The 24041-nt window shown below is 71.5% G+C and carries 24 protein-coding genes; 8 read left to right on the top strand and 16 right to left on the bottom strand.

Features of this window, described 5'->3' with window-relative positions; genetic code table 11:
- Window positions 1–6: 6 nt before the first annotated feature.
- Together ACGFI1_RS14950 and ACGFI1_RS14955 are read right to left on the bottom strand one after the other, a co-directional pair.
- Window positions 7–1245, bottom strand: coding sequence for an MFS transporter (locus tag ACGFI1_RS14950; protein ID WP_387077999.1), 1239 nt, complete (start codon window positions 1243–1245; stop codon window positions 7–9).
- 70 nt (window positions 1246–1315) lie between these two features.
- The gene (locus ACGFI1_RS14955; protein ID WP_138635036.1) at window positions 1316–1888 is read right to left on the bottom strand and encodes a helix-turn-helix domain-containing protein; all 573 of its coding nucleotides are present in this window, start codon (window positions 1886–1888) and stop codon (window positions 1316–1318) included.
- A gap of 64 nt (window positions 1889–1952) precedes the next feature.
- Here ACGFI1_RS14955 and ACGFI1_RS14960 point away from each other — a divergent pair, with 64 nt between their 5' ends.
- Complete coding sequence (locus tag ACGFI1_RS14960; protein ID WP_392785717.1) at window positions 1953–2873, top strand: NAD(P)/FAD-dependent oxidoreductase; 921 nt, start codon at window positions 1953–1955, stop codon at window positions 2871–2873.
- A 35-nt stretch (window positions 2874–2908) separates the two neighbouring features.
- Complete coding sequence (locus tag ACGFI1_RS14965; protein WP_392785719.1) at window positions 2909–3904, top strand: hypothetical protein; 996 nt, start codon at window positions 2909–2911, stop codon at window positions 3902–3904.
- Here ACGFI1_RS14965 and ACGFI1_RS14970 read toward each other — a convergent pair.
- The gene (locus ACGFI1_RS14970) at window positions 3891–5336 is read right to left on the bottom strand and encodes a WS/DGAT/MGAT family O-acyltransferase (protein ID WP_392785721.1); all 1446 of its coding nucleotides are present in this window, start codon (window positions 5334–5336) and stop codon (window positions 3891–3893) included. The two genes, ACGFI1_RS14965 and ACGFI1_RS14970, sit on opposite strands and share 14 nt — an antisense overlap.
- Before the next feature lie 259 nt (window positions 5337–5595).
- On the opposite strand from ACGFI1_RS14970, the gene ACGFI1_RS14975 reads away from it, so the two are divergent.
- The gene (locus ACGFI1_RS14975) at window positions 5596–6273 is read left to right on the top strand and encodes a uracil-DNA glycosylase (RefSeq protein WP_392785722.1); all 678 of its coding nucleotides are present in this window, start codon (window positions 5596–5598) and stop codon (window positions 6271–6273) included.
- A 177-nt stretch (window positions 6274–6450) separates the two neighbouring features.
- Here ACGFI1_RS14975 and ACGFI1_RS14980 read toward each other — a convergent pair whose 3' ends face one another.
- A complete protein-coding gene (locus tag ACGFI1_RS14980) occupies window positions 6451–7311 on the bottom strand; it encodes a hypothetical protein (RefSeq protein WP_138635021.1) in 861 nt (286 codons plus the stop codon).
- Window positions 7312–7446: 135 nt separating this feature from the next.
- On the opposite strand from ACGFI1_RS14980, the gene ACGFI1_RS14985 reads away from it, so the two are divergent.
- Both ACGFI1_RS14985 and ACGFI1_RS14990 read left to right on the top strand, forming a co-directional pair.
- Window positions 7447–8223 (top strand): lysophospholipid acyltransferase family protein, encoded by a 777-nt coding sequence (locus ACGFI1_RS14985; protein ID WP_301174799.1) that lies wholly within the window; start codon window positions 7447–7449, stop codon window positions 8221–8223.
- 51 nt (window positions 8224–8274) lie between these two features.
- Window positions 8275–9438 carry a DUF5925 domain-containing protein gene (locus ACGFI1_RS14990; RefSeq protein WP_392785724.1) on the top strand — a complete coding sequence of 388 codons (1164 nt, stop codon included), beginning with the start codon at window positions 8275–8277 and terminating at the stop codon, window positions 9436–9438.
- Here the strand turns inward: ACGFI1_RS14990 and ACGFI1_RS14995 are convergent.
- On the bottom strand, window positions 9435–10619 hold the full coding sequence (locus ACGFI1_RS14995; protein WP_392785726.1) for a trans-sulfuration enzyme family protein: 1185 nt from the start codon (window positions 10617–10619) through the stop codon (window positions 9435–9437). The two genes, ACGFI1_RS14990 and ACGFI1_RS14995, sit on opposite strands and share 4 nt — an antisense overlap.
- A 315-nt stretch (window positions 10620–10934) precedes the next feature.
- A complete protein-coding gene (locus tag ACGFI1_RS15000; protein ID WP_392785728.1) occupies window positions 10935–11702 on the bottom strand; it encodes a DUF2470 domain-containing protein in 768 nt (255 codons plus the stop codon).
- Between the two features lie 67 nt (window positions 11703–11769).
- Between ACGFI1_RS15000 and rpsD the strand changes: the two genes are divergently transcribed.
- Entirely contained in the window at window positions 11770–12375 is a 606-nt protein-coding gene (gene rpsD / locus ACGFI1_RS15005; RefSeq protein WP_387077985.1) for a 30S ribosomal protein S4, read from the top strand.
- 20 nt (window positions 12376–12395) lie between these two features.
- Here rpsD and ACGFI1_RS15010 read toward each other — a convergent pair whose 3' ends face one another.
- The 10 genes from ACGFI1_RS15010 to ACGFI1_RS15055 all read right to left on the bottom strand — a co-directional run bounded on the left by ACGFI1_RS15010 (window position 12396) and on the right by ACGFI1_RS15055 (window position 22218).
- A complete protein-coding gene (locus ACGFI1_RS15010) occupies window positions 12396–12893 on the bottom strand; it encodes a MarR family winged helix-turn-helix transcriptional regulator (RefSeq protein WP_392785730.1) in 498 nt (165 codons plus the stop codon).
- 82 nt (window positions 12894–12975) lie between these two features.
- The gene (locus tag ACGFI1_RS15015; RefSeq protein WP_392785731.1) at window positions 12976–13947 is read right to left on the bottom strand and encodes a hypothetical protein; all 972 of its coding nucleotides are present in this window, start codon (window positions 13945–13947) and stop codon (window positions 12976–12978) included.
- A 24-nt stretch (window positions 13948–13971) separates the two neighbouring features.
- Window positions 13972–15267, bottom strand: a complete 1296-nt coding sequence (locus ACGFI1_RS15020; protein WP_138635003.1) for an MCE family protein — start codon at window positions 15265–15267, stop codon at window positions 13972–13974.
- Window positions 15264–16295 carry an MlaD family protein gene (locus tag ACGFI1_RS15025; protein WP_392785733.1) on the bottom strand — a complete coding sequence of 344 codons (1032 nt, stop codon included), beginning with the start codon at window positions 16293–16295 and terminating at the stop codon, window positions 15264–15266. The genes ACGFI1_RS15020 and ACGFI1_RS15025 overlap by 4 nt, the downstream gene beginning before the upstream one ends.
- Window positions 16296–16366: 71 nt before the next feature.
- Window positions 16367–17392: an MCE family protein gene (locus ACGFI1_RS15030; protein WP_138634997.1), complete on the bottom strand. Its 1026-nt coding sequence runs from the start codon at window positions 17390–17392 to the stop codon at window positions 16367–16369.
- The gene (locus ACGFI1_RS15035) at window positions 17393–18412 is read right to left on the bottom strand and encodes an MCE family protein (RefSeq protein WP_386876670.1); all 1020 of its coding nucleotides are present in this window, start codon (window positions 18410–18412) and stop codon (window positions 17393–17395) included. It lies immediately after the preceding gene.
- Entirely contained in the window at window positions 18412–19479 is a 1068-nt protein-coding gene (locus tag ACGFI1_RS15040; RefSeq protein ID WP_392785736.1) for an MCE family protein, read from the bottom strand. Before ACGFI1_RS15040 ends, ACGFI1_RS15035 begins: the two co-directional genes overlap by 1 nt.
- 8 nt (window positions 19480–19487) lie before the next feature.
- Window positions 19488–20564, bottom strand: coding sequence for an MlaD family protein (locus ACGFI1_RS15045; RefSeq protein WP_392785738.1), 1077 nt, complete (start codon window positions 20562–20564; stop codon window positions 19488–19490).
- Window positions 20561–21415: an ABC transporter permease gene (locus ACGFI1_RS15050; RefSeq protein ID WP_089326540.1), complete on the bottom strand. Its 855-nt coding sequence runs from the start codon at window positions 21413–21415 to the stop codon at window positions 20561–20563. The genes ACGFI1_RS15045 and ACGFI1_RS15050 overlap by 4 nt, the downstream gene beginning before the upstream one ends.
- A complete protein-coding gene (locus tag ACGFI1_RS15055; protein ID WP_138634989.1) occupies window positions 21415–22218 on the bottom strand; it encodes an MlaE family ABC transporter permease in 804 nt (267 codons plus the stop codon). The genes ACGFI1_RS15050 and ACGFI1_RS15055 overlap by 1 nt, the downstream gene beginning before the upstream one ends.
- A 286-nt stretch (window positions 22219–22504) precedes the next feature.
- Between ACGFI1_RS15055 and ACGFI1_RS15060 the strand changes: the two genes are divergently transcribed.
- Together ACGFI1_RS15060 and ACGFI1_RS15065 are read left to right on the top strand one after the other, a co-directional pair.
- The gene (locus ACGFI1_RS15060) at window positions 22505–23062 is read left to right on the top strand and encodes a MarR family winged helix-turn-helix transcriptional regulator (RefSeq protein WP_240807260.1); all 558 of its coding nucleotides are present in this window, start codon (window positions 22505–22507) and stop codon (window positions 23060–23062) included.
- 124 nt (window positions 23063–23186) lie between these two features.
- Window positions 23187–24023 (top strand): aggregation-promoting factor C-terminal-like domain-containing protein, encoded by an 837-nt coding sequence (locus ACGFI1_RS15065; RefSeq protein WP_392785740.1) that lies wholly within the window; start codon window positions 23187–23189, stop codon window positions 24021–24023.
- The last annotated feature ends 18 nt before the right edge of the window (window positions 24024–24041 follow it).

Genomic DNA, 24041 nt, shown 5'->3' on the forward strand with positions numbered 1-24041 from the left:
CGGGGGTCAGCTCCGGGGCCGGCGGCGCGTGGGCAGGCCGAGGTGGCGGCGGGCCAGGGTCCGGGTGCGCAGGACGCCGGCGACGCCGATCGCCCAGATGCCGATCTGGACGGTCCACGCGGCCCGGAACGCCTCGGGCGTGAACTCGCCGTCGGGTGACAGGGCGTCCAGGACGATGCCGATCAGCAGGATCGTGACGAGGGACGCGACGAAGCCGCCCACGTTGACGATGCCGGTGGCGGTGCCCTGCCGGCCGGGCGGGTTGAACGTGCGGGCGTAGTCGAAGCCGATCATCGAGCCGGGGCCGCCGGGCGCGACGCACAGGACGAGCAGGACGAGCAGCCAGGCGGGGGCGGGCGGCGGCCAGGCGAGGACCGCCGCCCAGGCCGCGACGTTCATCCCGACGATGCCGAGGACGAGCCAGGAGCGGCGCAGCGGGTAGCGGGCGACGAGCCGTCCGATGAACGGCCCGGAGATGACGTTGACCAGCACGAACAGCGTCAGGAGGGTGGACGCGGCGGCCGGTTTCATGCCCTGGCCCGACACCAGGTACGGGTAGCCCCACATGAGCGCGAAGGTGTTGGACGAGAACTGCGTCACGAAGTGCGACCAGAGGCCGAGGCGGGTGCCGGGGTGGCGCCAGGCTTCGACGAGGTTGGTGCCGGTCTCGCGGAGGGTGGGGACGTCGGCGCGGCCGGGTCCGTCCCGCAGGAAGGCGACGGACAGCACCGCCATGAGGACGCCGAGGGCGGCGGCCGATCCGAAGGCGGTGCTCCAGCCGGGGCCGTGCAGGAGCGCGACGAGGGGGATGGCGCTGAGCACCTGGCCGAGCTGCCCGAGCTGCCCGGTGAGCTGGGTGACGACGGGGACGTACCGGCCGGGGAACCAGGTCGCGACGATGCCGAGGACGCTGATGAACGTCATCGCGTCGCCGGCGCCGACCATGACGCGGGCGGCGACGGCCGTGCCGATGCCGGTGGAGACGGCCATGAGCGCCTGCCCGCCGGCCATGAGCAGCGCGCCGCCGGCGACCATCCGGCGCGGGCCGACGCGGTCGAGCAGCAGGCCCACGGGGACCTGTAGGCCCGCGTAGACGAGCAACTGCAGGACGGTGAAGGACGCGAGGATCCCGGCGGACGCGTCGAACCGGTGGACCGCGTCCAGGCCGACGACGCCGAACGAGGTGCGGTGCAGGACCGCGACCGCGTAGGCGAGGACGCCGATGCTCCACAGCACCCACGCCACGGGGGCGGCCTTACGGCGTTCTGGGCATTCCTGGGGAGGTTGGGCGGTCTGCACGGATACCCAATTTATGTCACTTCTGTCGGGGTCTTGCCCGCAGGTGCATGCGCTCCCCCTGCGGCCCGAACAGGCTGAGCACCTCGGCCGGGCCGCCCGCGCCGCCGAACCAGTGCGGCAGCCGGGTGTCGAACTCGGCGGCCTCCCCCGGCTCCAGGATCATGTCCCGGCCGGCGAGGTGGAGGCGCAGCCGCCCGTTCAGCACGTACAGCCAGTCGTAGCCCTCGTGCGTCTGCGGCTCGTCCGTCCAGCGGCGCTCCGGGACGATCATCTTGAACGCCTGCAGCCCGCCGGGCCGCCGGGTCAGCGGCAGCACGGTCATGTCGCCCATCTTCTTGGGGCGCGGCCTGATCCGCGGGTCGCCGACGGCGGGCGCGCCGACCAGCTCGTCCAGCGGGACGCCGTGCGCCTGCGCGAGAGGCAGCAGCAGTTCCAGGCTCGGCCGCCGCTTGCCCGACTCCAGCCGCGACAGCGTGCTCACCGAGATGCCGGTGGCCTCGGCGAGCGCGGTCAGCGTGATGTCGCGCTCCTGGCGCAGCCTGCGCAGCCGCGGTCCGACTCCGGCGAGGACGTCCTCGGTCGTCTCCATGGCTCTATTGCAGATTCGGCAAAGAAGTTTGTCAATCCGGGGAGCCGTCGCGCATGCTCGCGGCATGGCTGAGAACAGGGAACGAGAAGTACTGGTCATCGGGGGCGGCCCGGCGGGGCTGAGCGCCGCGCTCGTGCTGTCCCGCGCCCGCCGGGACGTCACCGTGATCGACGCGGGCGAGCCGCGCAACGCGGGCGTCGCGCACATGCAGGGGTTCTTCACCCGGGACGGCATGCCGCCCGCGCAGCTGCTGGAGACCGGCCGCACCGAGGTGCGCGGCTACGGCGGCGAGATCATGTCCGGGACGGTCGAGCGCGCCGCCGGGAACGCGGCCGACGGCTTCGTCCTGACCCTGGCGGACGGTGAGCAACTGCGGGGCCGCCGCCTGGTGGTCACCACCGGCGTCACCGACGTGCTGCCGGACGTCCCCGGCCTCCAGGAGCGGTGGGGGCGCGAGGTGCAGATGTGCCCGTACTGCCACGGCTGGGAGGTCCGCGACAAGCGGATCGTGGTGCTGGCGACGTCGCCGAACTCCGTCCACCAGGCGTCGCTGCTGCGGCAGTGGTCGCCGGACGTGACGTTCCTCGCGGCCGAGGCCCCGACCGGCGACGACGCGGCCCGGCTCGGCGCGCGCGGCGTCCGCGTCGTGGAGGGCGAGGCGCGGCGGCTCGTCGTCGAGAACGACCGGGTGACCGGGTTCGAACTGGCGGACGGCTCCGTGCTCGCCGCCGACGCCGTGTTCCTCGCGCCGACGTGGGTCGCCAAGGACGGCCCGCTGACCGACCTCGGCTGCGAGATCGGCGACGACGGCTTCGTGAAGGTGGACACCACCGGCCGGACCAGCGTCCCCGGCGTGTGGGCCGCGGGCAACGTCACCTCCCCGGGAGGCCAGGTCATCATCGCGGCGTCCGCCGGCTCCATGGCCGCCGCGATGGTCAACGCCGACCTCATCGAGGCCGACGTGGCGCGCAAGCTCGCCGCCTGACGCCGGGCCTGGGGGCGCGGCCTAGGGTGAGGCGGGTGGACGAGCGGGTGTGGCGGGAGCAGCGGGACGCGTTGAACGCCGCGCGCGGCCGGTTCGGCGAGGTCGCGAGCGGCCTCTATCCGGACGTGCCGCGCGTCGCCGGGACGCCGCTGCTCTGCACGGACGGCTGGATTCCCGACAAGCCGGTCCCGCTGGGCGACGTCCGGCTGGAGTGGGAGGAGTGCCCCGCTCCGCCGGCCGTCGCCGACCCGTCCGACGGGCTGCCCGCCGGCTACCGGACGTACGCCGAGGCCATGGCCGCCCTCGCCCCGCCGAGGGTCTTCGAGGACCGCCCGTCCCACCGGCTGCTCGACGCCCGCCTCCCCGTCCTGCGCTTCGGGCCCGCCCGCTACTTCGACGGCGTGAACGTGGGCGAGTCCGCCGCGCACGAGCTGGCCGCCGGGACGGACGGCCTCCCGCTCCGCACCCGCGTCGGCGACCCGTGCGACCTCACCCGCCGCCCCGTCCTCTGCGCGATCACCACGCTGACCGTGACGACGTCCGGCTCCTACGTGCTGCACTGGCGCGACCCGGCGAAGGTGGCGCACGCGGGCGGGCTGCACCAGGTGATGCCGGTCGGCGTCTTCCAGCCGCTCCGCGACGAGGCGCCCGACCTGTGGGAGTGCATGGTCCGCGAGTACTCCGAGGAACTCCTCGGGACGGCCGAGGACTACGGCGGCGGCTTCGTCCAGGAGGAGTGGCCCTTCCACCGGACGATGACCGCCGCCCGCGACGCGGGGCGGCTGCGGCCGTACTTCCTCGGCCTCGGCGTCGACCCGCTGACGTTCGCGCTCGACCTGCTCACGGTCGTCGTCATCGACGCCGGCCTGTTCGGCGAGCTGTTCGGCGGCCTGGTCGACGTCAACGAGGAGGGCGCGGTCTCGCTTGCGCCGTTCGACGGGAGCGTCCCGCAGCCGATGCAGCCCGCCGGTGCCGCCGCGCTGGCGCTCGCCCGGCGGCACCGGGAGGCGCTCGGCCTCACTCGCGGCTGAGGGCCTTCAGCTCGTCCAGCGCGTCCACGAGGTGGTCCACGATCTCGGACGGGTCCGGGACGAGGTCGCGGCAGGCGACGATGCCGACGTTGACCTTCCCGTCGTAGGAGAAGACGGTGATGTTCAGCCCGCCGCTGACGTCGGTGACGACGGAGATCGGGTAGTAGCCGAGCACCTTCGCCCCGCACAGGTACAGCGGGAACTGCGGGCCCGGCACGTTCGAGATCATCAGGTTGACCGGGCGCAGCGACAGCGCGGGCGCGGCCTGCAGCGCGAGCTTGGTCACGGCGCCGGCGAGCGGCGCGGGCAGCAGGCCGCTCATCTCCCGCACCCAGCCGCCGGACGTGCGGGTGAACCGCCGCTTGGCGACGTCCAGGTCCTGCCGGACGGCGGTGTACCGCTCGGCCGGGTCCGGGACGTGGGTGGCGAGCGGCGCCGTCATGATCGAGACCTGGTTGCCCGGTTCGGCGACCGCCCCGCGGCGGCGCAGCGACACCGGGACGGCGGCGACGAGCGGGCGGTCCGGCAGGTCGCCGTGCTTGTCGAGCCACTGCCGCAGCGCGGTCGCGCACAGCGCCATGACCACGTCGTTGACGCTGCCGCCGAGCCCGCGCCTGACCTCCTTGATCTCGTCCAGCGGCAGGATGCCGCAGGCGACGGAGCGGCGGCGCCCGATCGGCCGGTTGAACGGGGTCGGCGGCGCGCTGATCCGGGGGGCGTCCGGCATCTCGGGGCGGCGCAGCGCGCCCTGCAGCGCCGATGCCACCAGCCCCACCCCCGGGACGGACGACAGGCCCGGTATGTCGTCGATGTGCGGCGCGGTGCGCGCGACCGACACCGCCGCCCGGACGGGCTGCATCGCGGCCTTGAGCAGCCCGGTGCCGACCATGTCGAACATCCCGGGCGCGCGCGTGGGCGGCGCCTCGTCGGCGGGCACCTCGCGCGGCTCGGGCGACAGGTCGAGGAGCGCGGCGAGCGTCTCGGCGGCCATCACCCCGTCGATCGCGGCGTGGTGCACCTTCACGTAGACGGCGGTCAGCCCGCCCTGGAGCCCCTGGATCAGCACCAGCTCCCACAGCGGGCGGGTGCGGTCGAGCGGCTGCTCGTGGAGCATCCCGACGATGTCGGCGAGCTGCCGCGCGGTGCCGGGCGCCGGGAGCCCGATCTCGGTGATGTGCCGCTCGGGGGCGAAGTCGGGGTCGTCCTCCCAGTACGGGTTGTCCAGCCCGAACGGGACCTGGACGAGCCGCTGCCGCAGCGGCCGGGCGGCGAGGTGCGCGCGGCCGCGGATCAGCTCCGCGACGAGCGGAACGCCGAGCCGGCCGCCGGGGCAGGTCGCCGGGTCGACGATGCCCAGCCCGGCGATGTGCGCGTGCGTGGTGTCGTTCTCGGCGTGGAGGAAGGTGGCGTCCACGGTGGTCAACTGGCTCATTGCTCGGGTTCCGTCCGCTCGTTGTGCGCCTGCCCTGCCTCTCTAGGAGTTATGCGCTCCCAGACGCCAGGTCAACGTGGTGCGGAAGGAAGCAACAGGGATTTAACGGGGCGTTTCACCCAGTTCATCCGCCATTTTTGGGGTGGCCTGGACAAGATTTTCACCGGCCCCGACCTCATGCGGTCACAAAACTTCACAAAGGCCCCTAACCAGGTGATCCAGCTACGCCGCGGTGATCAGCGCACTAGGCTGGACGGCCATGACGGCACGACCACTCTCGGAGATCGTCGAAGCGGGATGGGCGACCGCGCTGCAGCCCGTCGCCGGGACGATCGCCGCCGCCGGCGACTGGCTGCGCGCCGAGGTCGCCGCCGGCCGCAGGTACCTCCCCGCCGGGAACCTCATCCTGCGCGCGTTCACCCAGCCGTTCGACGACGTCCGCGTCCTCATCGTCGGGCAGGACCCCTACCCGACGCCCGGCCACCCGGTCGGGCTGAGCTTCTCGGTCGCGCCGGACGTCCGCCCGCTGCCCGCGAGCCTCGTCAACATCTTCCGCGAGTACTGCGACGACCTCGGCCACCCCGAGCCGTCCACCGGCGACCTCAGCCCGTGGGCGGAGCGCGGCGTCTGCCTGCTCAACAGGTCGCTGACCGTGATGCCGCGCAAGCCGGGCTCGCACCGCGACAAGGGCTGGGAGCAGGTGACCGAGCAGGCCATCCGCGCCCTCGCCGCGCGCGACCGCCCGCTCGTCGCCATCCTGTGGGGCCGCGACGCCCGCAACCTCAAGCCGATGCTCGGCAACGTCCCCTGCATCGAGTCACCGCACCCGAGCCCCTACTCGGCCGACCGCGGCTTCTTCGGCTCCCGCCCCTTCTCCCGAGCCAACCAACTCCTGGAGAAGCAGGGCGCACCCCCACTCGACTGGAAGCTGCCGTAACTCCCAGGGGGGCGACCCCCTGGAACCCCCGTCACGACGCAGGCGATCCTCACGCCGCCGTTGCGGACTGTCGTGCCCGTGCGGGCGTGCGCGGCGTCGCTGCGGTCGCCTGCGTCGGCGGGCATGCCCGCTCCGCTCGCCGGCGCTCGCTCCGCGTGCCTGCCCGCGGCCGGTGGCTCAGCCCTCGTCGGGGAGGTGGCGGAGGAGGGTGGCGAATTCGCCGGTGCCCTCCGTGGGGGCGTCGGCGGCCAGCGGGGTCAGGCGGCGTTCGCCGTGGCTCCAGTAGACGCCGGGCGCGCACGGGTCGTCGGCGCCGTGGTGCATCTCGCGGACGACGTCCGCGAACACCGGCAGCACCTCGCGGACGGCCGTGGACGTGATCGGGTACAGCAGCAGCGTGCTGTGGCACGGGACGCCGACCAGGGCGCCGTGCTCGTTCGGCCACGGCAGGAACTGGTCGACCTCGCTGAGCAGCGCCGACACGTAGCGGCTGCCGGGCTTGGTGACCACGCGGACGTCGCGGCCGGGCAGCAGCGGCTGGTCGTGGACGGAGACGTCCGCCAGCTCCCGGTCATGGGTGTTCGTCATCACGTAGCCGAGTTTGTGCAGGCCGAGCAGCCCCGCGCGGGCCTTGGTGAGCGGGCCGCCGTAGCGCGGGTGCTCTATCATCACGACCGCGTCGAAGTGGTCGCCGGCCGGGACGACGACGAGGCCCTCCCGGTCGCTCGGCGCGAGCTTCGGCACGATCCGCAGCCGCAGCAGCTCGCGGACGTCGCCGAACAGCTCCATCTCGCCGATCGCCAGGAACGCGCGGTCGCCGACCTCCCGGACCCACTCGTCCACGACCCGGGGCCACGCCGAGCGCGGCGCGCGGGCGCACCGCTCCAGGACCGTCCAGCTGGAGGCCCGTGCCTCGGAGCGGCCGACGGGGAGCACCACTTCGGAGGTGCCGGGGTCGAACCAGGCGCTGGGCGCCAGGGCGGGCAGCACGTCGCGGATGAGCGCGTGCACGTCCGCCGCCGCGTCCAACGGTTCCATCAAAGCTCATCCTCCCTCAGCCGTCGGCGGATCACGTCTCCCCCCAACCTTCTCAGAGTTCGGCCCCGTTGTGTGATCCATCGCGATGACCGCCGACCACTCGCTGATCATGGGCTGCTCAAGTACGGTGCCTACATGCGCGAACTCGTCTACCCACCGGTGATCAAGACGGCTGTCGGTGTGTTCAAAGCCCTGAACATCAAGTTCCGTCTGGAGGGGACCGACCAGATCCCCAGCACCGGCGGCGCCGTGCTCGTCAGCAACCACGTGAGCTACCTCGACTTCATCTTCGCCGGCCTCGCCGCCCACCCGGCGAAGCGGCTGGTGCGGTTCATGGCGAAGAAGGAGATCTTCGACAACCGCGTCGCGGGGCCGCTCATGCGCGGCATGCACCACATCCCGGTCGACCGGAACGCGGGCGCCTCCTCCTACGCCGCCGCGCTGAAGGCGCTGAAGGGCGGCGAGATCGTCGGCGTCTTCGCGGAGGCGACCATCAGCCGGTCGTTCACGGTGAAGGAGATCAAGAGCGGCGCGGTGCGGATGGCGGTCGCGTCCAAGGTGCCGCTCATCCCCGTCGCGCTGTGGGGTCCGCAGCGCATGTGGACGAAGGGCCGCAAGCGCCGCCTGCTGCAGCGCAACATCCCGGTGACGATCCTCGTCGGCGAGCCGATGTACCCCAAGCGCGGCGACGACTACGAGGCGGTCACGCAGGAGCTGCACCGCCGCATGTCGGAGCTGCTGGAGAAGGCGCAGCGCGAGTACCCCGACGTCCCGCGCTCGGACGAGACGTGGTGGCAGCCCGCCTACCTCGGCGGGTCGGCGCCGACGCCGGAGGAGGCCGAGAAGCTCGACCTCGAGGAGGCGGAGGCGCGCAAGGCCGCCCGCGAGGCCGGGGAGTCCGGCGGCGCCTGACCCGCCCTAATTCGTTGGACGCGGCGCACCGCGCGGCCTGATCATCTCTGCATGACCATGTCGCAGGAGAGGCCGCAGGAGGTCCTGCATCTGATCGAGCCCCTGGAGAACCCCACCGACCTAGGGGCGGAGTCCGCGCTGCCCGTGGTCTTCAACCTCTCCGACAACAACTCGCCGGCCGACGTCATGGACGTGCTGTCGCTGCGCCCGTTCGCGTCCGGCGAGCAGCCGTGGTCGCGGTCGACGCGGCTGGAGCACGTGAAGGCGGACGCTCCGCTGCGCCCGGACGGCGCCCGGCTCGTCCGGGTCGCGCACGAGAAGGGCAAGGAGTCGGTCCTCGCCGAGGGCGACGGCTGGACGCTGCTGACGAACCGCTGGAAGAGCGGCGTCGCCTACCTGGCGGTCTCGGCGGTCACCGACGAGCTGGCCGAGGAGATCCTGGACGCGTCCGTGAAGGACGCGACCGAGCCGCCGAAGACCGACGACACCAGTGTCGAGATGGGCTTCTGGCACATGGGGTCGCACGGCCCGGTCCGCAGCGAGCGCGCCATCACGGCGGACGCGTGGGCGGACATCCGCGGCAACTACACCGCGCCGGTCGCCGAGGCGCTCGACGCGGTGATGGACCTCACCCGCGACGACGTCGCGGGCCGGCTGCTGCTCCTGCACGGCCCGCCCGGCACCGGCAAGACGACGGCGCTGCGCGCTCTCGCCCGCGCCTGGGGCGGCTGGTGCCAGGCCGACTGCGTCCTCGACCCGGAGGCGCTGTTCGGCACGCCGAGCTATCTGATGGAGGTCGCGGTCGGCGACGACGAGGACGAGAACCGCCGCTGGCGGCTGCTCATCCTGGAGGACTGCGACGAGCTGATCCGCGGCGAGGCCAAGCAGTCGACGGGCCAGGGCCTGTCGCGCCTGCTCAACCTCACCGACGGGATGCTCGGGCAGGGCCGGGACGTCCTCGTCGCGATCACCACCAACGAGGACCTGGCGATGCTGCATCCGGCCGTCGTCCGGCCGGGCCGCTGCCTCGCCCAGATCGAGGTGGGCCGCCTCACCCGCGCCGAGGCCCTCACCTGGCTGGACGGCTCCGACGCCGATCCCGCCGAGATCGGCGCGGACGGCGCGACCCTCGCCGAGCTGGCGGCCCTCCGCAAGGGCGAGAAGCGCCCGGAGAACCAGCAGGCCCCGGGCACGGCGACCGGCTTCTACCTCTAGGCGCCGGCCTTCTCCAGGGCCTGGGTGATGTCGGCCCAGAGGTCGTCGGGGTGCTCCAGGCCGACCGCCAGGCGGACGAGTCCTTCGGCGATGCCGGCGGCGGCGAGGGACGGGGGGTCCATCTGGCGGTGGGACGTGCTCGCCGGGTGCATCACCAGCGTCGCGATGTTGCCGAGGGACGGGCCGAGCGAGATGAGTTCGACGGCCTCGGAGAACACGCGGCCCGCGTCGCGGCCGCCGGCGAGTTCGAAGGACAGGACGCCGCCGGCGCCGTCCGGGAGGAGGCGCCGGGCCACCTCGTGCTGCGGGTGGTCCGGCAGCCCCGGGTAGTGGACGCGGGTGACGGCCGGGTGCGCGGCCAGGCGGCCCGCGAGGTCGAGGGCGGAGGCGCTCTGCCGCGCGACGCGCATCGGCATGGTGGCGAGGCCGCGGACGGTCAGCCAGGCGGCGTGCGGGTCGGCGGTGGAGCCGATCTCGATGGCGTGGTCCCAGACCCGCTGGTGGACGGACGGGTCGGCGAAGACGGCGACGCCGCCGATGATGTCGCCGTGCCCGCTGAGGTACTTGGTCGCGGAGTGGATGACAATGTCGGCGCCGTGCGCGATGGGCTTGCACAGCAGCGGCGCGAAGGTGTTGTCGACGACGGTCAGCACGTCGGTGCCTTCGACGGCGGCGGTGAGCGCGGGCAGGTCCGTGACGTGCGTGGTGGGGTTGGCGACCGTCTCCAGGTAGAGGAGGCGGGTCTCGGGCCGCAGCGCGTCGCGTACTTCGGCGGGGTCGTCGCCGGGGATGAAGGTGACGTCCACGCCCCAGCGCTCGGCAAGGTCGTGCAGGAGCGCGTAGGTGCCGCCGTAGAGGGCGGTCTGGGCGATGACGTGGTCGCCGCTGCGGAGCAGGCCCATCAGGACCGCGTTGACCGCGCCCATGCCGGACGCGGTGGCGAGCGCCCCGGAGCCGCCTTCGAGTTCGGCGACGGCGTGTTCGAGGGAGCGGACGGTCGGATTCCCCATCCGGGCGTAGAAGAACGCCTCGTCCGGCCCGGCGAAGGCGGCGGCCAGGTCGCCGGCGGAGTCGAAGGCGAACAGGTGGCCCTGGTAGATCGGGACGGCGAGCGGTCGGCTGCCCTCCGGCGTGATCACGGGCGGGTGGACGGCGCGGGTCTGCGGGTGGTGTCCGGTCATGCCTCCAGCCTGCGGCGGGATCCGGCGTGCCGGAACGGCCAATTTCGACCAGTGGCCCGGACCACGCCCCCCGGCGTGCTCCGCGGCGCCGGACCACCGGCCCGGCCGGGGACACCCGGCGCCCTGTGCCGGTACGGTTCCCGCCGCCGGACCCGCCCACCCCGCGAGGGCCGGCCGGCGATCGGGATCGTCCCGGACAAAAGTGCCTTTCTGGGCGTCTCCCGGCCGGAGACCCGAGCATCACCCGGAAGAGCACCCCGGCGCCATCCGGGAGACCACCGCCACTTCGCGGCGCGCGGCCCCTACGTGGTGGGGTCAGCCCCGGGCCGCGCGGGCGAACAGCCGCCGGTAGACGCGGCGGAGGCCGTGGATATCACTGACAGGCTCGGCGAACGCCACCCGCACGTCGAACGTCGGCGGCACGTGCGGCGCGTCCGGCGAGACGCGCACCCACATGCCGTACCGGTCGAGCGCCAGCGGCCGGACCTGCCCGGACGGGACGGATTCCGGCAGCAGCCCGGCCAGCTCGCCGCGGTGCGCGGAGTCCAGATGGGTGAGGACGCCCGCCTCGATCGCGACGAACGGGTCCGGCGCGGCGGCGGCGTACTCCTCGGGTTCGAGGGTGGCGCTGCCCCAGGCGTCCTCGATCTCGACCTGCGCGACGTCGAGCGCGAGGGCCGTCCACTCCCGGCCATCGCCGCCGAGGTCGAGCAGTTCCGGGCGCGGGTGGACGTGGGAGAGCCGCAGCGCGGCGGCGCGCCGCTCGTCGGCCGGGAGTTCGCCGAGCCAGCCGTGCAGCCAGGCCCGGCCGCGCACCCGGTCGGGGAACGCGACCGGCGCGACGTCGGAGATCCGGAGCGTGGCGGGCACGTCGTCGGGCTCGGCGGCGAGCGCGGCGACGATCGGCGCGGCGGCGGGGACGAGCAGCAGCGGCCGCCCACCGCGGTCGGTGGTGTGCGCCGGGACGGGCGTGTCCGGGACCCGCGGCATCGCGAGGACGCCGCCCGCGATGCCGTAGGAGAGGGTCCGGGCCCGCTCGGCGGGCGCCGGCCCGCCCTCCACCATGGTCTCCGCTCGCCGCACCGCTGCCTCCTTGACGCACGAGGTTAGGCTTACCTAACTTAGGTTCACCTAACCACTAAGGAGCGTGATGAACAACCCCCGTCCGAAGGTGCGGCTCTCGCGGGCCCTCGGAATCCCGCTGACGCCGAAGAGCGTGAAGTACTTCGAGGCGCGCCCCTACCCGCCCGGCGTGCACGGCCGCGCGCGCAAGCAGGAGACCGACTACAAGGTGCGGCTCCGCGAGAAGCAGCGGCTCCGGGCGCAGTACAACATCCGCGAGGCGCAGCTCCGCAACGCCTTCGACAAGGCAGCGGCGGCGGGCGTCAAGACCGGCGAGGCCCTGCTCACCGACCTGGAGTGCCGGCTGGACGCGCTGGTCCTGCGGTCCGGGTTCGCCCGCACCATCTACCAGGCGCGGCAGTTCGTCGTGCACCGGCACGTGCTGGTGAACGGCCGCCGCGTCGACCGCCCGTCCTACCGGCTCCGGCCCGGCGACGTCATCACGATCGCCGAGCGCAGCCGCGGCATGGACGCGTTCCAGATCGCCGCGGCGGGCGGCCACGCCGAGACCGTCCCGCCCTACCTGGACGTCCGGCACGACGCGCTCGCCGCGCAGCTCGTCCGGCGGCCCGAGCGCGCCGAGATCCCCGTCATCTGCGACGAGCAGCTCGTCGTCGAGTACTACTCGCGCTAAAGCAAGGCGTACTACTCGCGCTAGCGGAGGTCGCCGAGTTCTTCGCGGGACGTGGCGCGCAGGGTGCGCAGGGCGTCCACCAGGACGCGGCGCTGCTCCTCGGTGAGGGGGCCGGTGAAGTGCTCGCGCAGCGTCTCGGCGTGGACGCGCAGTGCCTCGTCCAGCTTCGCGCGGCCCGCCTCCGTGAGCCCGACGAGCTGCCGCCGCCGGTCGCCGGGGGCCTGTTCGCGGCGGACGAGGCCGGCGTCCTCCATCCGGTCGATGATGCGGGTCATGCCGCCGCTGGTCAGGATCAGGTCGCCGGCCAGGCCGCCCATCGACCGGGGGCACTCCCCCGCCGTGCCGGACAGCCGCAGCAGCACCTCGAAGACGGCGTGCTTGATGCCGCAGCGGCGCTCCAGCTCCCGGCCCGCGATCCGCTCCAGCGCGGACGCCGCGCCGAGCAGCGCGCCGAACTCGTGCACCACGTCGTCCGCGACGACCGTCCCCTGCCCGCTCTGCTCCGCCACCGTCGCCATGATGCCCCGCCTTCCCCGTCGGTCCTCTCGGACAACATGAAGGCGCCCCGCACGCTTCCGTGCGGGGCGCCTGCGGCCGATGTCAGTTCTTCGGCTTCTCGGTCTTGCCCGGCTTCGGCGACTGCGTCGCCCCGCCGTTCGGAACGCCGGGGATCTGCCCCTGCTGCTGGTTCCGGTTCTGGTCGTTGATGCCGGACGGGTACTGCTGGGTGATCTTCCACTTGCCGTCGATCTTGCTGAGGGAGAGTCGCAGCAGCGTCGCGGGCTGGTTGATCGTGCCGTCCTTGGTCTTCAGCGCCATGTCCATCATGAGCACGGCGGTGGCGAACTTGCCGTTGACGCTGCCGACGAAGACCTGGTTGGTCTTGGACGTCAGCGCCACCTGCGGGTCGGCCTGGAACGCGCTGGCCACGGTCGGGACCGTGTTCTTCTTGTAGTCGTCCAGCATGTCGCCGGCCAGCAGCTTGATCGCCTTGTCGGTCTGCGTCTGGTAGTTCGTCGGGTTGTAGTTGTAGGCGACGTCCCCGTAGGCGGACGCGACGTCGCCGATGGCGTCCCGCTCGTCCTGCTCGGACGACAGCGAGCTCGCGCTCGTCCACTTCCAGATCGCCAGGCTCGCCAGCAGCGCGACGAGGACCACGAACACGACGGTCGGCACGAGCGGCAGCCCGAACAGCCCCGGCCGCGCCGCCGCCCCGGCCGCCGCGTCCTCCGCCGGCTGGGCCGGACGCGGCTTCGGCTTCGGCGCGGCCTTCGCGGCGGGCTTCTCCACCGACACGGCCTCGGGCTCGGGCTCTGCCTTGGCCTTGGCGGGACGGGCCGGGGCCTCCGCCTCGGCCTCCTCCGCCTGCGCGTCCTCGGCGTCGAGGGCCTCCAGCACCTCGTCCAGGTCCTCGTCGTCGATGACCTCGATGACCCGCACGCGGCGCTTGCGCTTGGCGGCGGGACGCGCCGGAGCGACCGCGGACTCGGCGGCCTCGGCGGCCTCCGCCCGCTCCTCGGCCGGGACCGCCTCGACCTCGTCGGCCTGGTCCTTGCCGGTCTTGGCTGTCACTTGGGGAACTCCTCGGAAGTTGGGTCAGTCCTTGCGCCGGCGCAGCCGGCCCAGACGGGACACCACGGGCACCGAGCCCATCATGACCCTGATCAGTACCAGCAGGGCGATGACCGGGGGAACGTAGATTAGCCACAGCGGCGGCCCGCCGGAAGAGTCCTCGTTGTTCGCGGCCTTCCTGGCCTGCACGTTCTGCTGGTCGAGGGCGGGATCGTGGGTCGGGATCGTCTCGCCCGGGTTCTTCGCCTTGTAGGGCTTCTGCTTGACGGCCGCCGGCTCGCGTCCACCGGGGCAGGTCGGCACCTTGGCCACCGGCGGCTGCGGGAGCGGGTACTTGTACTCCAGCGTCGCGGGCGCGTTCAGCGTGACCTGGAAGACGACGTTCAGGACGGGCTTGCCCTGGTCCATCCCGATCACGTTGTCGAGGACGTTCTTCAGCGCGGGCGCCGACGCGAGCGTCTTGTTCAGGTCCTTGAGGTAGCCGGGGTTGTACTTCCCGACGCCCCAGTTCCCGAGCATGTCGACGGTGCAGCCGAAGTCGCCCTCGGTCTTGTCGAGCAGCCCGTTCACCGTGGCGAGCAGGCCCGGGCCGCGGTCGCGCAGCTCGGCGATCTGCCCGCGGACCTGGCTGAGCGCGGCGGTCAGCGCGGCGAGGTTGTCGACGCCGGCGCCGAGCGAGCCGCGGTTGCGGTTCAGCACGTCGGTGATCCGGCCGAGGTCCTTGGTGAGGCCGTCGAGCAGCTCGGTGTTCTCCGCGAACGTCTTGGTCAGGTCGTCGCCGCCGTTGATGATCTGGCGGAGCGACTCCTCGCGGCCGGACCAGCCGGCGGCGAGCTCGCTGGTGAGGACCTTGGCGTCGTCGGGGTTGATCGCCTTCAGCGAGTCGATGACCGCGCCGAACAGGTCGCCGTACTTGGGCGGCACGGTCGTGTGCGACACCGGGATGACGGTGCCGGGCTTCATCGGCGGCGCGCCCGCCTTGCCGGGGCCGGGCGTCAGCTCGACGACCGGCTCGCCGACCGCGGACTTGCGGGCCGCGGCGGCGGTCACGCCCTGCGGGATCTTGACGCCGCGGTCGATGTCCAGCCGGACGACGACCTTGTTCTTCTCCAGGTCCACCGAGTCGATCTTGCCGATCCGCAGCCCGAGGTAGTCGACCTCGAAGTTCGGGTGCAGGCCCGGCGAGGACTGGAACTCCACCGTGATGTGGTACGGCCGGTCGATGAAGTCGAACCGGACGACGTTGTTGAACGCCCACACCACCATGACCAAGGCGAGGACGCCGAAGGCCACCAGGTTGATCGTCAGCCGGCGGGTCATCCGCGTCCCTCCAGGAGCTTCTCCAGGTCCGGCAGCGCGTCCCCGAGCTTCGGCGGGATCTTCGGCGACGCCTGCTTCTTCTGCGGCTCGCTGAGGCCGGGGAAGAGCGGCCGCCCGTCCGGCCAGGTGACGCGGACGATGGGGTAGAGCAGCAGCTGGCCGTCGTAGCTGGCCAGCGGGATCTTGTACGAGAACGCCACGAGGCCGTCGACCACGGCGGTGAGCCGCTTGCGGTTGTTGCCGAGCTGCTGCAGGACGGGGTCGAGGTCGTTCAGCAGCTGCCGGAACCGGCGGATGCGGCCTTCCAGGACCTTGTCGTTCAGCTCGCGGGCCATCTTGGTGAGCCGGTCGACGGTCTTGATGATCTTTTCTTTGTCGTCGTTCAGCATCCGGGTGGTCCGCTCGAGCTGGCCGGGCGCCTGGGCCAGGGCGTCGCTGCCGTTGGCGAGCGACCGGCCCAGCCTGGCGAACCGGTCGACGGTCTCGCCCAGTTCGACGCGCTGCGCGGCGAACATCTTCACCAGGTCGCTCGCCTGGGCGATCGTCTTGTTGAGCTTCTGCCCGTTGCCGTCCAGCGCGGTCGCGCCGGCGTTGACGACGGTGGCGACGTCGTCGCCGGCGAGCGCCTGGATCAGCGGCCCGGCCTGCCCGACGACCTGCTCGAACGCGGGCTGGACGCTGGTGTCGGTGATCGCGGCGCCGGACGCGAGGTAGGGGCCGCGGGTCATGCTGCCGCCGGGCGGCAGCCGCAGGTCGACGTAGTTCTCGCCGAGCAGCGAGGTCACCTTGATCTCGGCGCGGGTGCCCTTGGGGATCTTGATGCCGTCCTCGACGGACAGCGTCGCCCGCGCCTTGTAGCCGACCAGCTCGACCTTGGTGACGGTGCCGATCTTGATGTCGGACATCTGCACGCTGTGCCCGGCGACGAGGCCCTGGGCGTCGTCGAACGTGGCGGTCAGGGTGAGGTCGCCCTTGGGCGCGCCGGCCGTCTTGTACGAGCAGCCGGAGACCGCGAGGGTCGCGGCCACGAGGACGAGGAGGAACTTCCTGCCCCTGCCGGGGGGTGTGGGGGGTCGTCCCCCCACCGTGACTCGGCCCATCAGTTGCCTCCGTCCCAGGGGCAGTTGGAGTTCGGCTTGGGCAGCGGGCAGCCGACGTCGTCGGTGTTCATCAGGCCCTTCAGCCACGTCCGCAGGAACGCGTCGGTGGCGAACCGGATCTGCAGCGACTTGTTCTTCGGGTTGTAGCCGCCGATGAGGGCGTCGCCGATGCCGGGCAGCACGTTCAGCAGCTGCGCGATCTGCTTGGCGTTGCCCTTGAGGACGAGCGCGGCCCGGGTGAGGACGGCGAGGTCGTAGGGCAGGTTGCCCTTGTACTTCTGGATGAGCCGGTCGCCGTTCTTGGCCAGTTCGAGGATGCCGCTGATGAGCTGCTGCAACTCGCCGCGCTCGGAGCTGAGCACCTGGCTGGCGGTGCCGAAGTCCCGGATGATGGTGCCGAGAACCTGCTCGCGGCCCCGCACCACGCCGGCGAGCCGGTCGAGGTTCTTGGCGACCTCGATCAGCTCCTTGTCCTGCCCGGCGACGTTCTCGATGAGGCGGGCGCTCTGTTCGAGGGTGGCGTTGAACTCCTTGCCGTTGCCCTTCACCGTGTCGGCGGCGGTGCCGAGCGCGGTCTGCATCTTGGTCGGGTCGAGCGCGTTCGCCAGGTTGGTGAAGGAGCTGAGCGCGTCGTCCACCTCGACCGGCACGTGGGTGCGCTCGATCGGGATGACGTCGGCGGTCTCCTTCGCCTGCCCCGGCCGCCATGCCGGGTGCAGGACGAGGTTGCGCTCGCCGATGAGGTTCAGCGGCACGATCGACGCCTGCACGCCCTTCGGCAGCGGGACGTCCCGGCGCACGTGGAACGTGACCTTGACCTTGTCGCCCTGGTTCTCGACCTTGTCGACGAGGCCGACGTCGGCGCCCATGACCTTGACCTTCGACTCGGGGTAGAAGGAGCGGGCCTTCGGCACGTAGACGACCATCGTGCGCTCACCGCTCGCCGACGGGGTGAGCGAGCACCCGCCCACTGAGGCCGTCAGGGTGAGGCCGAGGGCGATGGCGATTCCCTTCACTCTGCCCATTTAGTTGCCTCCCTGGCGCCGGGTGGAGATCGGGCCCGGCGGCTGCAGCGGGCCGAGGCCGGTGAGGACGCCCTCGATCCAGGGGCCGTTGCCCTTGAGGTTGGCGACCTGCTGGAACGTCGGCCCGAGCAGCGAGAAGTCGGTGTTCAGCGCGTCCATGTTGGGCGCGAGCCGGGTGGTCAGCAGGTGCAGGTTGTCCAGCAGCGAGTCGAGCTGCTTCTGGTTCTTGGAGATCACGTTGGACAGGGTCTGGACGGTCCGGTTGCCCTGCCCGATCGTCGCGGCCAGCTCGTTGCGGCGCCGCACGAGCGCCTGCAGCAGCACCTGGCTGGAGTTGATGATCTCGCGGAGCTGCTCGTCCTTGCTGGCCAGCGTGCCGGTGATCGTCTTGCTGCTCTCGATCAGCTTCTGGATCTGCGGGTAGGAGTCGTTGAGCATCCGCGACAGGTCCTGGACGTTGGTGAGGACCCGGTTCAGCTTCGCCGCGCCCGGCGACCTGATCTTGTTGACCTCGGTGAGCAGCTTGTCGATGCTCTTCTCGTCGAGCTTGCCGACGATGTTCTGCGCGCCCTCCAGCGCGTCCGGGACGGTGAACGGGACGCTGGTGCGGTCCAGCGGGATGCGCCGCCTCGACTCGGGGACGTCCGCCATGTACGGCTTGGACACCGGGCCGGACAGCCGCAGGTAGCGGCCGCCGAGCAGCGTGGTCGTCTGGATCTCCGCGCGGGTCTTCGGCCCGAGGTCGATCCCGGCGTTCACGTGCCACTTCACGATGATCTTGCCGTGCTCGAAGTCGGGCTCCACGGAGGTGATGCGGCCCGACTTCACGCCGGCGACGCGCACGTCCTGGCCCTTCTTCAGCCCGGCCGTGTCGCTGAACTCTCCGCTCATCGTGTAGCCGCGGTCGAACAGGTGGAGCTGGCCGATCGCGAACGCGAACACGCAGCCGGCGCCGAGCGCGGTGAGCGTGACGATCGCGACGACCTTCTGGTTGACGTCGCGCAGCGACTTCAGCGCCATCAGCCGCCACCTCCCTGCAGCATGGTCCTCAGCTTGGCGAGGTCGTCCTTGGTCGGCTGGCCGGTGCCCGGCGCCCTCGGCAGCTCCATCGGGAACGGGCAGGGCCCCTGCATCACGTTCAGGCAGAGCGCGTTGGTGCGCAGGTAGTGGCCGCCGTTCGCGGTGGAGAAGAGCTGCCGCAGCGTCAGCGGGAGCTGCTGCACCATCTTCTCCAGCTGGTCCACGTTCAGCCGGAACGTGGTGGCGAACTTGCCGAGGTTGTCGACGATCCGGGCGAGCTGCGCGTCGTTGCCGCCGAGCACCTGGTTGAGGTTGGTGGTGACGCCGCCGATCTCGACGATGGCGTCGTCGAGCAGCTTGCGGTTGCCCGCGAAGACCTTGGTGAGCGACTCCAGGTTGTCGATGCTCGCCGCGATCTGCCTGTCGCGGGTGGCGACGGCGCCGCTCACCGTCTCGTAGTTGTCGATCATCCCCTCGATCGTCTTCTTGCGGGCCGCGAAGGTCCGCAGCAGCAGGTCGAGGTTGTCGGTCAGCATCGAGATGTTCTGCTCGTTGCCGTCCAGCGCCTGCGAGAACGAGAAGAGGATCTTGTTGAGCTGGTTGGGGTCCAGGTTGCGGGTCAGCGGGCCGAGCGCGTTGACGACCTCGCCGAGGTCCACCACGGACCGGGTGTGCGGGACGCGGTCGCCGTCGCCCAGCATGCTGCCGCTCGACCCCGGCTCCAGGTAGACGACCCGCTGCCCCATCACGTTGCGCCAGCGGATCGCGGCGGTGGAGTCGGACGGCAGCCGGACGTCCTTGTCGACGGCCATCTCGACCACGGCCTTGCCGCGCACCACCTCGATGCTCTTGACCTGGCCGACGGGAGTGCCGGCGACCTTCACGCCGTCGCCCTCCAGCAGCCCGGTCACGTCGTCGAACGTGGCGGTCAGCTTGTAGCGGGAGGCGAAGCTGGTGCCGAGGATCTGCTGGCCGATGTAGAAGGTGAGCAGCCCGGTCACGAGGACGAAGACGAGCGTCTTCAGCATCGTGGTGTAGTCGGGTCCGCGCGCCGCCTTGCGACGCATGCGCGGGCTCATGGCCGCCCCCCGGTCTTGCTCTGGCCCGGGAGCTTCATCTCGAACGCCGTCTTCTTCGGCGTGGTGGCGCAGGCGTCGATGAAGATCTGGCAGATGTCGAGGGGCAGGTCGTCGCGCGCCTGCGCGATGACGGTGCCCTCCGGTCCGGGGATGCGGATGATCTGCGCCAGCAGGTTGAAGAACCCGTTGAGGCTGTCCAGCAGCACCGGGATGTTGCGGCGCTGGTTGTCGAACACCGCGACGATGCCGCTGCCGTTGTCGATGATGTTGCCGAGGTTGCGGCCGTGCTGCTCCAGGTTGCGGCCGAGGGTGTCGCCGAGCTTGCTCGACTCGTCCAGCAGCTGCGAGACCTTGTCGGGCTTCGCGCTGATCGTCTGGGACAGCTTGTTGAAGTCGCCGGTGAACGCGGTGAACGTGTCGCCGCGGGACGCCAGCGTGCCCGACAGCCCGTTGATGTTGCGCAGCAGCGCGTTGATCGCGGCCCGGTCCTTGTGGGTGGCGTCCACGACGATCGCGCCGTTGTCGATCGTCCGGCGGAGCGCGGGCCCCTGCCCGGACAGCCCCGCGCCGAACGTGTGCAGCAGCGCGGCGACGTCGTCGGGGTTGATCGCCTTGGTGAGGTCGTAGGCGAGCCAGGCGGTGTCGGACAGCTCCTTCGGGTCGTTGGTCTCGGTGATCGTGGCGCCGTCCTTCAGGTACGGGCCGGTGAGCTCGTTCTTGCCGAGGTCGAGGTTGAGGTCCTTCGGGCCGAACACCGAGACGGGCTCGACCGTCGCGACGGTCGTGTCGGCGATGCGGACGCCCTTGTCGAGCCGGAGCCGCACCTTGACGCGGCCCTGGTCGTCCAGGTCGAGGCTGTCGACGGCGCCGACCGCGATGCCGCGGACCTTCACCTCGGACTTGCCCGGGTCGAGGCCCTGCCCCGCCCGTCCGAACGTGGCGGTGTAGTACGTGGAGCCCGAGTGGTCCGGGGTGGAGCCGATCGCGACGAACGCGGCGGCGGCCGCGATGACGCCCGCGCCGACCAGCCCGAACATCGTCCGGGAGCGCTGGGAGATGCTCTCTTCGCTCATCCGGTCAACTTCACTGTGCTGCCGTGGCCCCAGAAGATGTACGACAGGACCAGGTTCATGAGGATCATCAGGATGGTCGACTCCCGGATCGCGCGGCCCGCGGCGACGCCGACGCCGACCGGCCCGCCCGCCGCGTAGTAGCCGCGGTAGCAGTGGATGAACATGATGATGAACGCGAACACCGCCACCTTGATGACGCTGTAGAAGACGTCGATCGGGGGGAGGTAGAGGTGGAAGTAGTAGTCGTAGATGCCGGGTGAGAGCCCGAAGTACTGGATCGTGATGAACCGGGTGGCGAAGAACGCCATGAACAGCGAGACCAGGTACAGCGGCACGAGGGCGATGACGCCGGCGGCGACCCGGGTGCAGACCAGGTAGGCCAGCGAGTTGATGCCCATGACCTCCAGCGCGTCGATCTCCTCGGAGATCCGCATCGCGCCGATCTCGGCGGTGAACCCGGTGCCGACCTGCGCGACCAGCGCGACGCCCGCGATGATCGGGGTGACCTCGCGGACGTTGGAGTAGCTCGCGACCAGTCCGGTGAACGCCTCGGCGCCGATGCGCTCCAGGCCGGGGTAGCCCTGGAGGCCGACCATCGCGCCGGTGGCGAGCGACATCGTGGCGATCACGAAGATCATGCCGCCGCCGATGACGAGCGCGCCGACGCCGACGGTGATGTCGCTGACCTGCTTGGCGAGCGTCTTGCCGTACTTGCGCTTGATGATGATGTCGACGAACAGGTGGTAGAGGACCCGGCCGAGGAAGACCGGGAGGTCGGCGGACGCGGCGAGGCCCGCGGTCCGGCCGCGGACGGCGCGGCCCAGCTTGCGGACGGGGGATATGGCGACCATCAGAACCTCGGGGGGAACAGGACCTGGTAGATCATGGTGAGGATGTAGTTCGTCGCGAACACCACGATCGAGGTGACGACGACGGCCTTGTTCACCGCGCGGCCGACGCCGACGGGGCCGTAGTCGCAGTTCATGCCCATGTAGCAGGCGACGGCGGCGGCGATGAAGCCGAACACCCACGCCTTGAACAGGGTGATCACCAGGTCTGAGAACTGCAGCAGGGTGGTCGAGCCGTCGAAGAACGCGCCCGGGCTGACGCCCTGCTGGATGACGTTGAAGTAGTAGCCGCCGACGACGCCCGCCAGGATCACCACCGAGCACAGCAGCCCGGACACCATGCTCGCCGCCCACAGCCTGGGGGTGACCAGGCGGTGGATCGGGTTGATGCCCATGACCTCCATCGCCGCGAGTTCGTCGCGGATGTTGCGGGCGCCCATGTCGGCGGTGATCGCCGAGCCGCCCACGCCGGAGACCAGCAGCGCCGCGGCCAGCGGCGCCACCTGCTGGATCATCGCGGCGGTGAGCAGCGCTCCGGTGCCGGACTGCGCGCCGAGCTGGCGGGCGATGTCGCCGACCTGGAGCGAGATGGTGGCGCCCAGCGGCACGGCGATGAGCATGACCGGCACGCTCGTGACGCGTGCCAGGAACCAGCACTGCTCGATGAACTCGCCCCACCACTGGCGCAGGTCCCAGGAGCGGCGCAGCCCTTCGAGGAGGGTCACGCACAGCAGTCCCGTCTCGTCGAGCGCTCGCCCGACGCGTCTGCGTGCCAGGTCCGGGGCCTTCGTGAGGCTCAGGGCCATCAGCCGGCGACCTCCCCCGGGGGGCGGGGGTGAAGGTACATACCAGCCTCCTTCGTTCTCGGACGTCGGCGCCCATCCGATACGCCGGCTCCCGCCGGGCCACAGGCGGCGCCCACGTCCTCTTCGTCGTCGCGCGCCACCGTGGTCTCGGCAGAGACCGGGATCACAGCATGACCCAAGCAAGCACTCGGGCACCACCGCTGTGATCTGAGGCACTCTATTGGAAGAAGGTCTAAGAAGCGAGTACTTACATCTGGATTTGTCCGAAGCTACGATCGGGCGCACGATGATCGACACGGGGCGTGAGATGGAAGACGACATGGACGGCGGTGCCGACCCGCTGGTCATGGGCGTCCGGGACCGGTGGGAGGAGCAGGGGCTCCAGGGCGGCCCGTGGCCGTTCATGGCGATCTGCGCGGTGGGTCGGCTCGATCAGCTCTTCAAGAAGGCCCTCGAAGCGGAGCTGAAACGGCTGGGCCTGACCCGCAGCGGCTACCTGCTGCTGACCACGCTGGCCCTCACGACCCGCGGCAGCGCGCGGCTGAGCACGCTCGGCCGGATCCTGATGGTGCACCCGACGACGGTGACGCTGACCGTCGAGCAGCTGGAGGCGGTCGGTCTCGTCGCCCGCACCCGGCATCCCCGCGACCGGCGCGCGACGCTGGTGGAGATCACCGAGGCGGGACGGGAGCGGGCCAACGAGGCGAGCCTGGCGCTGGAGTCGCCCGGCGGCGCGTTCGCCCCGTTCGCCGGCACGCACCGCGAGGTGTTCGAGGCGCTCCAGCCGGCGCGGCTCGCGGCCGGCGACGTGGAACTGCTGAACCCCGGCGGTGCCCGGAGCTGACGCACCGCCCCCGCGACCGGGGTGACGGCGGGGGAAGACGCGGGACGGGTGAACCGCGTACGATGCCGCCCGCGTACCTTCAGTTCGACGACACGACCCCGGGCGATAAGGCAGTCTTCATCCCATGCCCCAGAGTCACGGCACCCGCAGACGTTCCGCCGAGGGCCGGCGCGCCCGCTCCGAGCGGGTTCCCGCACCGCGTCCGGCAGCCGACGAGTACGACGCGCACGGCGCGTACGGCGGGCCGGGCGGCACGGGCGGGACCGGGCCGATGCCGATGCCGCCGTCCGTCCCGCCGGAGAAGAAGCGGCGCCTGCGGCGGGTCCTCACCAGCAACGTGACCATCACCGTCGCGGCGATCGCCGCGCTCGGCACCGCGGTGACGGTCGTCGACCTCAACGCGTTCACCGGCGACGACACCAAGCCGCCGAAGGCCGCCGCGGCCGGGCTGTCGACCAACGACATGCTCGCCCAGCTGACGTCCGCGACCGACATGGACAAGGTCGCGGCCGACGCGATCGCCACCGCCAAGAAGCGCGCCTACGAGGAGCACCAGCGCGAGCTGAAGCGGCTCAAGGAGAAGGCCAAGCGGGACGCGGCGGCGCGGGCGAAGCTCAAGGCGCAGCAGGAGCGCGAGCGGCTCGCCAAGATGAACCCCAGCGCCGGGCAGAACAAGGCGTACGGCAAGAAGATGAACGCCATGAAGGGCTGGGGCCGCTGCTGGCCGTCCCTCCTCACGTTGTGGAACCACGAGAGCGGCTGGAACGAGCGGGCCGTGAATCCGTCCAGCGGCGCCTACGGCATCCCGCAGGCGCTGCCGGGTTCCAAGCTGGCGAGCGCCGGGGCCGACTGGCGCACCAGCTCCCCCACCCAGATCGCGTGGGGGCTCGGCTACATCAAGGCCCGCTACAAGGACCCGTGCGGCGCCTGGTCGTTCTGGCAGGCGCACAACTGGTATTAACGGTCCTCGCGCCCGCGA

The organism is Actinomadura geliboluensis (assembly GCF_043197915.1).
Classification (GTDB): domain Bacteria; phylum Actinomycetota; class Actinomycetes; order Streptosporangiales; family Streptosporangiaceae; genus Spirillospora; species Spirillospora geliboluensis.

Bases quoted from the DNA above. Each gene is read 5' to 3' on its own strand.
- ACGFI1_RS14955 (WP_138635036.1), bottom strand. From the start codon at position 1,888: ATGGAGACGACCGAGGACGTCCTCGCCGGAGTCGGACCGCGGCTGCGC.
- ACGFI1_RS14960 (WP_392785717.1), top strand. From the start codon at position 1,953: ATGGCTGAGAACAGGGAACGAGAAGTACTGGTCATCGGGGGCGGCCCG.
- ACGFI1_RS14970 (WP_392785721.1), bottom strand. From the start codon at position 5,336: ATGAGCCAGTTGACCACCGTGGACGCCACCTTCCTCCACGCCGAGAAC.
- ACGFI1_RS14975 (WP_392785722.1), top strand. From the start codon at position 5,596: ATGACGGCACGACCACTCTCGGAGATCGTCGAAGCGGGATGGGCGACC.
- ACGFI1_RS14980 (WP_138635021.1), bottom strand. From the start codon at position 7,311: ATGGAACCGTTGGACGCGGCGGCGGACGTGCACGCGCTCATCCGCGAC.
- ACGFI1_RS14985 (WP_301174799.1), top strand. From the start codon at position 7,447: ATGCGCGAACTCGTCTACCCACCGGTGATCAAGACGGCTGTCGGTGTG.
- ACGFI1_RS14990 (WP_392785724.1), top strand. From the start codon at position 8,275: ATGACCATGTCGCAGGAGAGGCCGCAGGAGGTCCTGCATCTGATCGAG.
- ACGFI1_RS14995 (WP_392785726.1), bottom strand. From the start codon at position 10,619: ATGACCGGACACCACCCGCAGACCCGCGCCGTCCACCCGCCCGTGATC.
- rpsD (WP_387077985.1), top strand. From the start codon at position 11,770: ATGAACAACCCCCGTCCGAAGGTGCGGCTCTCGCGGGCCCTCGGAATC.
- ACGFI1_RS15010 (WP_392785730.1), bottom strand. From the start codon at position 12,893: ATGGCGACGGTGGCGGAGCAGAGCGGGCAGGGGACGGTCGTCGCGGAC.
- ACGFI1_RS15020 (WP_138635003.1), bottom strand. From the start codon at position 15,267: ATGACCCGCCGGCTGACGATCAACCTGGTGGCCTTCGGCGTCCTCGCC.
- ACGFI1_RS15030 (WP_138634997.1), bottom strand. From the start codon at position 17,392: ATGGGCAGAGTGAAGGGAATCGCCATCGCCCTCGGCCTCACCCTGACG.
- ACGFI1_RS15035 (WP_386876670.1), bottom strand. From the start codon at position 18,412: ATGGCGCTGAAGTCGCTGCGCGACGTCAACCAGAAGGTCGTCGCGATC.
- ACGFI1_RS15040 (WP_392785736.1), bottom strand. From the start codon at position 19,479: ATGCGTCGCAAGGCGGCGCGCGGACCCGACTACACCACGATGCTGAAG.
- ACGFI1_RS15045 (WP_392785738.1), bottom strand. From the start codon at position 20,564: ATGAGCGAAGAGAGCATCTCCCAGCGCTCCCGGACGATGTTCGGGCTG.
- ACGFI1_RS15050 (WP_089326540.1), bottom strand. From the start codon at position 21,415: ATGGTCGCCATATCCCCCGTCCGCAAGCTGGGCCGCGCCGTCCGCGGC.
- ACGFI1_RS15055 (WP_138634989.1), bottom strand. From the start codon at position 22,218: ATGGCCCTGAGCCTCACGAAGGCCCCGGACCTGGCACGCAGACGCGTC.
- ACGFI1_RS15060 (WP_240807260.1), top strand. From the start codon at position 22,505: ATGATCGACACGGGGCGTGAGATGGAAGACGACATGGACGGCGGTGCC.
- ACGFI1_RS15065 (WP_392785740.1), top strand. From the start codon at position 23,187: ATGCCCCAGAGTCACGGCACCCGCAGACGTTCCGCCGAGGGCCGGCGC.